The following is a 2,725-nucleotide window of genomic DNA, read 5'->3' as shown; positions in this document are numbered from 1 at the left end:
CCATTTTGATCTGCCTTTTACTTTTTATTGGGGGAATGGGAACTTGGTATTTAGTTCGGGCGAGGAGCGCTATTATCGAGGTAGAGGCAGCGAAGGTCAAGAAGGGGGACATCTTAAAATCGATTTCCGCCTCGGGTAAATTGGGAGCTGATGAAATCGATGTTTGCTCAAAGGTTAGCGGAACCGTGAGCAAGCTCTCAGTTAGAGATGGAGAGGAAGTTCAAGAAGGTCAAGTATTGTTGGAGCTCGATAGGGAACAGCTTCAGCTTGCCGTTGATCAAGCCTGGGCTGCCTATCTCAATGCCAAGGCACAAAAATATAATCTCTTAAAGAGCATTCCCTCCTCAACTGAGATGGAGGCAGCGCAGGCACAGGTTAATCAGGCATGGCAGGCTTATCTCATCGCCGAGAATAACTACGATAATGCCCCCTCCGACTCCACGAGACTTGCAAGGGATGAAGCTTGGGCTGCTTATCTTTCCGCGAAGGCCAATCTTGAGAAACTGAAGAAGCAGGCGAATAGGGGTCAGGATTTAGAAGCGGCGGATGCCCAAATCGATGGGGCTCATGCTGCTTATCTCCAAGCCAAATCAAATTTGGAGAATGCCATCATAAAGGCACCAGTGGGAGGGATATTAAACTTCAAATTGATCGGTGCTATGGGTGCGGCTAATAGTAAGGTCGCCGTGGGCTCGACAATTACCCAGGGACAATCCATATTCACAATTTACGACTTGAGCAAGATATATTTTGCTGCGGATGTGGATGAGACGGACATCGCTGGAGTTGAGGTCGATCGATTAGCTCAGGTTGCATTGGACGCTTATCCGGGAATTACTTTTAAAGGAAGAGTTTCGGAGATCAGTTCGACCTCAAAGATCACTCAAACCGGAGGAACCGCATTCTCAGTTAAAATCGGACTAGAACCCTCGAATGTTCCCTTACGAATTGGAATGAATGGAAGCGCGGATATCATTGAATCCCGTAGGAAAAATGTACTCATTGTTCCCTACGAAGCCGTGGTGAAAAGGAAAGGGAAAAGAGTGGTATTCGTCGTTGAGGATTCCATAGTCAGGATGCGTGAGGTGACAACCGGTATTTCCACTGAGACCTCCTATGAGATCATCGGTGGGTTGAGGGAAGGGGAGCGTGTGGTCACAAGCGGTCTTAAAAAACTTCGGGATGGAAGTCGCATCTCTCTTCGATAAAAGGGGAAAGCCATGTTGGTAGAATTGAAGGACGTAGTCAAGATTTATAAACTCGATGGAGTTGAAGTGCCCGCTCTTAGCGGCATTTCCCTCTCGGTTAAAGAGGGGGAATTCGTTTCCATCATGGGACCATCGGGTTCTGGAAAATCCACCCTGATGCATATAATCGGTTGCCTTGACAGACCAACGTCGGGTTCGGTGATCATTCATGATCTCGATACCAAGAACTTAAGCGATAATCAACTGGCGAAGATCAGAAACGAAAAGATCGGTTTCGTCTTCCAAACCTTTAATCTCCTTCCCCGTGCCACCGCTCTAAAGAATGTGGAACTACCCCTCATTTATGCGGGAATAAGCACCGGCGAGAGGATAAAGCGCGCGAAAGAGACACTCGAGGCTGTGGACCTGGGCGATAGATTAGACCACAGGCCATCACAACTTTCCGGGGGGGAGCAACAGCGGGTGGCCATTGCCAGAGCTCTTGTTAATAATCCTTCACTCATTTTAGCCGATGAACCCACGGGAAATCTTGATTCTAAATCGGGAGCGGAGATCATGTCCATACTGCAACGGTTGCACGAGGAGGGCAGAACCATAATTCTGGTCACCCACGAGCATTATGTGGCCGAACATGCCCAGCGCGTCATTCAAATCTTGGATGGGAAAATCATCGTAAATGCAAAATGAAAAACGATAATTTTGTCAAGGTACAAACAGTAAGGGCAAGAGGTTGTGATCATGGACATCCTTAGACGGGTCTCCATTTTGGAAAGCTTCCGAGTGGCTTTGGATGCTCTTAAGGCAAATAGAATGCGTTCCGGTCTGACAATGCTCGGGGTAATCATAGGAGTAAGTGCGGTGATTTTATTGGTATCCATTGGAATGGGCGTGCAGTCCGATATCTCCCGGGAAATCATGGGACTGGGTTCTGACATATTAATGGTTTTACCGGGCAAAATAGAAATGCGCCCCGGAGGTGGGCATGCCATAAGTAGTTTAATTGGCAAACTCACCTACGAGGATGCACAGATCCTTCCCCGGAAGGCTCCTCATGTGAGGAAAGCGGTCCCCCTTTTGCAGGAGGCGGGTACGATAAAGTTTGGGAATCGCTCGAGATCCACTCAGATATTGGGCACCACTCACGACTATGTTCCAGTGAGAAATTTCCCCACAGCTCAAGGTCGCTTCTTTGAACGTTTGGAGGTCGATAGGGCAAGAAAGGTATGTACCTTAGGGGTAACGGTGGCTGAGGATATCTTTGAGGGAACGAATCCCATTGGAAAGCAAGTTCGTTTGGCCGGGCAAAAATTCACCGTACTGGGAGTGATGACTCGCAAAGGTGGTATGATAGGGATCAACCTCGATGACCAGGTTTGGATTCCCATAACAGTTGCCCAGAGACTCTTCGGGGTGAGGAATGTGGGGCTAGTTCTTCTGGAGGCAACTCACCCCGATGATCTCGATGAAGCTACAACCGAAATCAAAAAGATTTTATCCGAAAGACTCAGTCCCGATGA

Annotated in this window: 3 protein-coding genes; all 3 read left to right on the top strand. The window is 48.2% G+C overall.

Annotated features, from left to right (window positions below):
* Positions 1–1,208: efflux RND transporter periplasmic adaptor subunit (locus AB1466_04250; protein ID MEW6189309.1), on the top strand; the 1,208-nt coding region annotated here is incomplete at its 5' end.
* A 12-nt stretch (positions 1,209–1,220) separates the two neighbouring features.
* The gene (locus AB1466_04245) at positions 1,221–1,895 is read left to right on the top strand and encodes an ABC transporter ATP-binding protein (GenBank protein ID MEW6189308.1); all 675 of its coding nucleotides are present in this window, start codon (positions 1,221–1,223) and stop codon (positions 1,893–1,895) included.
* Between the two features lie 51 nt (positions 1,896–1,946).
* The coding region (locus tag AB1466_04240; protein ID MEW6189307.1) for an ABC transporter permease at positions 1,947–2,725 on the top strand (779 nt) is incomplete at its 3' end.

Source organism: Actinomycetota bacterium (genome assembly GCA_040755895.1).
Taxonomy (GTDB): Bacteria; Actinomycetota; Aquicultoria; order Subteraquimicrobiales; family Subteraquimicrobiaceae; genus Subteraquimicrobium.
Note: the sequence above shows the minus strand (reverse complement) of the source record. Positions and strands in the feature narration are given on the sequence as shown.

What these genes read in the sequence shown, in the direction of transcription:
- AB1466_04245 (MEW6189308.1), top strand. Translation starts at nt 1,221, where the DNA reads ATGTTGGTAGAATTGAAGGACGTAGTCAAGATTTATAAACTCGATGGA.